This window comes from Verminephrobacter aporrectodeae subsp. tuberculatae At4 (assembly GCF_000193225.1).
In the GTDB taxonomy this organism is placed as follows: Bacteria; Pseudomonadota; Gammaproteobacteria; order Burkholderiales; family Burkholderiaceae_C; genus Acidovorax; species Acidovorax aporrectodeae.
The window spans coordinates 1-5,374 of sequence record NZ_AFAL01000748.1 but is presented as its reverse complement, the minus strand read 5'-3'; the positions used below and the strand labels follow the sequence as shown (position 1 = coordinate 5,374).

The 5,374-nt window shown below is 65.2% G+C and carries 4 protein-coding genes; 1 reads left to right on the top strand and 3 read right to left on the bottom strand.

Features of this window, described 5'->3' with window-relative positions:
• The coding region (locus VTU_RS0121095) for a vitamin B12 dependent-methionine synthase activation domain-containing protein (protein WP_010108388.1) at positions 1-2,343 on the top strand (2,343 nt) is incomplete at its 5' end.
• A 46-nt stretch (positions 2,344-2,389) separates the two neighbouring features.
• On the opposite strand, the gene VTU_RS0121090 is transcribed toward VTU_RS0121095, so the two are convergent.
• The 3 genes from VTU_RS0121090 to VTU_RS0121080 all read right to left on the bottom strand — a co-directional run.
• Complete coding sequence (locus VTU_RS0121090; RefSeq protein ID WP_081479909.1) at positions 2,390-3,523, bottom strand: NAD(P)/FAD-dependent oxidoreductase; 1,134 nt, start codon at positions 3,521-3,523, stop codon at positions 2,390-2,392.
• The gene (gene fdxA, locus VTU_RS0121085) at positions 3,481-3,810 is read right to left on the bottom strand and encodes a ferredoxin FdxA (protein WP_010108385.1); all 330 of its coding nucleotides are present in this window, start codon (positions 3,808-3,810) and stop codon (positions 3,481-3,483) included. Before fdxA ends, VTU_RS0121090 begins: the two co-directional genes overlap by 43 nt.
• Positions 3,811-4,084: 274 nt before the next feature.
• Positions 4,085-5,374: carboxypeptidase-like regulatory domain-containing protein (locus VTU_RS0121080; RefSeq protein ID WP_236610823.1), on the bottom strand; the 1,290-nt coding region annotated here is incomplete at its 5' end.

Genomic DNA, 5,374 nt, shown 5'->3' with positions numbered 1-5,374 from the left:
GAGGGCGTCGAGGCCTTCAAGCACCAGGCCCGGTTGCTGCGCCGCTACGGCGCCGCGGCCGTGGTGATGGCCTTTGACGAAAAGGGCCAGGCCGACAGTTGCGCACGCAAGATCGGGATCTGCGCGCGCGCCTACCGCATCCTGGTTGACGAGGTCGATTTTCCGCCCGAGGACATCATCTTCGACCCGAACATCTTCGCGGTCGCCACCGGCATTGAAGAGCACAACAACTATGCGGTCGATTTCATCGAGGCCACGCGCTGGATCAAGCAGAACCTGCCGGGCGCCAAGGTCTCGGGCGGCGTGTCCAACGTGTCGTTCAGCTTTCGCGGCAACGACCCCGTGCGCGAGGCCATCCACACCGTGTTCCTGTACCACGCGATCGCCGCGGGAATGGACATGGGAATCGTCAACGCAGGCATGGTGGGCGTATACGACGACCTGGAGCCGACGCTGCGCGAGCGCGTCGAGGACGTGGTCCTGAACCGCCGCCCTGACGCCGGCGAGCGCCTGGTCGAAATCGCCGAAAGCGCCAAGAGCGGCGCCCGCGACGCAAGCCGCAAGCTCGAATGGCGCGGCACGCCCGAGGCGCCAAAAACCGTCGGCGAGCGCCTGAGCCATGCGCTGGTGCACGGCATCACCGACTTCATCACCGAGGACACCGAAGAAGCCTATCAACAGATCCTGGCCCAGGGGGGCCGCCCGCTGCACGTGATCGAAGGCCCGCTGATGGACGGCATGAACGTCGTCGGCGACCTGTTCGGTGCGGGCAAGATGTTCCTGCCGCAGGTGGTCAAGAGCGCCCGCGTGATGAAGCTCGCCGTGGCGCACCTGATCCCCTATATCGAGGAGGAAAAGCGCCGTGATGAACAGGCCGGGCGCGACGTGCGCAGCAAGGGCAAGATCGTCATCGCCACCGTCAAGGGCGACGTGCACGACATCGGCAAGAACATCGTCACCGTGGTCCTTCAGTGCAACAACTTCGAGGTCGTGAACATGGGCGTGATGGTGCCCTGCCACGAGATCCTGGCGCGCGCCAAGGTCGAAGGGGCGGACATCGTGGGCCTGTCGGGCCTGATCACCCCGAGCCTCGAAGAAATGCAGCATGTAGCTGGCGAGATGCAAAAGGACGCGCATTTCCGCATGCGCAAGATCCCGCTACTGATAGGCGGCGCGACCACCAGCCGCGTGCACACCGCCGTCAAGATCGCCCCGCACTACGAAGGCCCCGTGGTCTACGTTCCCGACGCCTCGCGCAGCGTGGGCGTGGCGCAGAGCCTGCTGGGCCAGGTGGCGGGCAGCTACTTGCAAGAGCTCAACGCCGACTACGACAAGCTGCGCAGCCTGCACGCCAAGAAAAAGCCGGCGCTGCTATGGCCCCTGGCCCAGGCGCGCGCGAACCGGACGCCCATGGACTGGTCCGCCTGCCGGCCCGTCGTACCGCGCGCGCCGGGCCGGCGCATGTTCAAAAACTTTGACCTGGCCGAACTGGAAAAATACATCGACTGGGGTCCGTTCTTTCAGACCTGGGACCTGGCCGGTCCCTACCCGGCGATCCTGGACGACGAGGTGGTGGGCGTGCAGGCCAGGCGCGTGCATGACGACGCCCGGGCCATGCTCAGAAAGATCATCGACGGCCGCTGGCTCACGGCCAGCGGCGTGCTCGCGTTGCTGCCCGCGAACAGCGTGGGCGACGACGTCGTGTTCTATACCGACGACAGCCGCAGCCAGGTGGCCATGACCTGGTACGGCCTGCGCCAGCAGACGCAAAAGCAGTCCATCGACGGTGTGCTGCGCCCCAGCCGCTGCCTGTCCGACTTCGTCGCGCCCAGGGGCATCGCCGACTACGCGGGCCTGTTTGCCGTGACCGCGGGCCTTGGAGTCGAAAAGAAGGAAAAGGACTTTGCCGACGCGCTCGACGACTATTCCGCGATCCTGTTCAAGAGCCTGGCCGACCGCCTGGCCGAAGCCCTTGCCGAATGTCTGCACCAGCGCGTGCGCACCGACCTGTGGGGCTATGCGCCCGACGAGCGGCTGAGCGCCTGCGAGCTGATCGCCGAAAAGTACCGCGGAATTCGCCCCGCCCCCGGCTACCCCGCCTGCCCGGACCACAGCGCCAAGACCGATCTGTTCCAGGTTCTGCGCTGCGCAGAAATCGGCATGGGCCTGACCGAGAACCTGGCCATGACACCCGCGGCCAGCGTGAGCGGCTTCTACATGGGCCACCCCGAGAGCCGGTACTTCAGCGTCGGCAAGATCGGCGCCGACCAAGTGCACGACATGGCCGGGCGCCGGGGGATGGACGAGGCCGCGCTGGCGCGCATGCTGGCGCCAAATCTTTGAAACCGGTCCCGGGTTCTCCGCGCTGCCCGGCTCCTTTGCCAGGCCGTCAAACCTGGGTGGCCGGCGCGGCTGCCACGCCCAGCAGCTGGTGCAGGCGTGCGCTGGTGGTGGTGTATTGCAGCGCCACCTTGCCGCCCTTGAGCGCCTCGGCTGCGGCAAAGGCGGCGAGCGTGGCCTCGTGGAAGCCGCACAGGATCAGCTTGCGCTTGCCGGGGTAGGTGTTGACGTCGCCCACGGCGTAGATTCCCGCAACGTTGGTGCGAAACGCTCCGGTGTCGACCACGAGCTGCTTGCGTTCCATGGCCAGGCCCCAGTCGGCAATCGGCCCGAGCCGGGGGGAAAGGCCGAGGACGGCCAAAAGCACGTCCACGGGCAGGGTCCGGGGGCTCTCCTGTGCACCGACCACTTGCAGCGCGGTGAGGCGCTTGCCCGCGGTGCTGGTGATGATGCCGGTGATCTGCGCGGCCTCGACGGCAATGCGTCCGGCCTCGCGCAGTTGCCGCAGGCGCTGCAGCAATGCGTCGGGCGCCTGGAACAGGTCGCGCCGGTGCAGCAGGCTGACGCGCGCCGCCCGGCCCTGCCCGGCCAGTTCCACGGCGTGCGCCACGGCGGCTTCGTCGCCGCCGTGCACGACGACGTGGCGCCCGGCCAAGTCCAGGTCCGGCGGCAGGCTCTGGTAGTGGAGCTGGGTGCCGGTAAAGCGCTCGATTCCCGCGGTTTTGAGGGTGCGGGGAACGAACGCGCCCACGCCCGCGGCGAGGAACACGCAGCGGGCGAGCAGCCGCGCCCCGGTGCTGGTTTCCAGCAGCACGCGGCCGTCAGAGCGGGGCGCGAGGGCAGAGACCAGGGTGTTCAGATGCCAGTGCGGTTTGAAGGGCGCGACCTGCCGCAGCAGCAGATCCACCAGTTCGCGCCCGGTGCAGACCGGGACGCCCGGAATGTCGTAGATGGGCTTGTCGCCATACAGTTCGGCGCACTGACCGCCCGCGTGCGGCAGGGCGTCGATCAGGTGCGCGGTGATTCCCTGCAGCCCGAGCTGGAACACCTGGAACAGGCCCACCGGCCCCGCGCCGATGACCACGGCATCGGTTTCGACTGCGGCGTGTACGGCCTGGGTCACCTTGGGGCCTGGGCCTCTCAGCGCTGCAGCTCGTCGATCTTGCCCGGCTTGCCATTCCATTCGTCGGCGTCGGGCAGCGCGCCCTTGCGCTTGGTGATGCTTTTCCAGCCGTCGGCAAAGGCCAGATCGGCGTTGAGCTTGATGAAGGCGAGCTGATCGGCCGGGAGGTCCTCCTCGGCATAGATGGCGTTCGCCGGGCATTCGGGGATGCAGACGGCGCAGTCGATGCACTCGTCGGGGTCGATGACAAGCATGTTCGGACCTTCGCGGAAGCAGTCCACGGGGCATACGTCCACACAATCGGTGTACTTGCACTTGATGCAGTTTTCGGAGACGACGTGGGTCATGTCAGGCGTTCAGGCGGTATCGGGCGATGAAAACCCTTGATTTTAGAAGCGTTCACTCGCCAGGGCTGCGTGGCATCTTGACCGGAAGGGGGCTTTGGGGCCGGGCGTCGCTCCGGGTTGGTCTGGGCCCCGCCGATGCGGGCAGGCGGGCCGTTCGGCGATGAGAACGTTAATGTACCAGCCGATCCGTTTGGCTCCATCGGCAGGGCCAAGGGCCGCACAGCGAACGGCTCCTGCGGCAGTGCCTCCGGCATGGCCGCATGCCGGAGGCGGCTCATGGGTCGTGCCGCGAATTCTTGTTTGGCGACAAGAATTGGGCCGAAACGACTTCGAGATTGGTTGACGAACTTTTGGACCTCATGCATTCCAGAGTCAGTTCCACCGTCGTGGTAGTTGGCAGGAGGCCGTCGCCGATATTGGTGGCGCTCACGCTGCCGCTGATTTTCAATGCGGAGTTCTTGGTCTGTTCGGACACGTTTACACACGCGCGCTCGGCTATTCTGCCTGTGCCATACATTTGGTCCACCAAACCGCTGGCCGAGAGACCGCTGTCTGGAAGCCCCACGACCGAATACGACCAAGAATCGGTGTGCGTGCCCCGATTTTTCGCGGAGGCCCGAGACTCCTCGGTAAGCACGGTAATTCTGACGCTGACGCTCTCGGTGCCGGCCGGCACCTCGAAGTCGATGTTCTTGGTGACGGGCCGGTCTTGCTCGGCCGCCGTGACGCTAAAGACCGCGCGATCGTCTCCATCTGCGGGGAGAGGCGCGGCAGGGGACGAGCGCTTGGAAGCGGGGATGTCGCGCGGGGGCGGCTCCTTGCCGTCTTGCGTCACGCTGCTGCGCACAGCCGACGAACCGGGGGCGGCTACTCGCTGCGCGGCGGCCTTGGCGCCGGTGTCGATTCCCAGGCCCGGCGGCACCACCATGGTGACCTTGGCTTGCGTGCTGCCTTCATAAATCGGAAAACTGGTGCTCACGACGTTCGGATAATGCAAGTCGCTCAACGTCAGAAAATAGACGTCGGGCAATACGTGCTCGAACACAAAGGCACCGTTGGCGTCCAGTACGGCGACGGCCCGCGTCCGCGTATTGACCCCGTTCAGCAAGACCTTGCGGCCCGCCAGCGAGGTGACCGGATCGCCCCGCTCCGACAGCAAATTGCCGGACAGTCTTGTCTCTGCCTTGCTCACCTGCATGTCATAGTTAACAATAAACTCGCTGTCATTGGAAGAAAAGTGCAGCTGCATCCAAAAACTGCCATTTGGCAGCGCGTCAAGTATTCGTTGCATGGCCGGGCCCGAGATCCAAAAGCTGGAATCTGCCGGATTAAAAGACCAGAATTTCTCCAGATTGACCAAAATGGTCACCTCTTCTCCGATAGCAATCCACCCTGTGCTTTTTTCCTTCAGGTCCAGCGTGGATACTCCTTGCACCTTGAAGGTCAGTGGGGCGCCGGTCATTACATTGTTTGGTCCCAGGCCGTCAACGATCAGCTCAGGAGACGGAGGCCCCTCGCTGGGATACTCGTCGTCGTTAGTCTCTACGGAAGTCGGTCGCTGTGA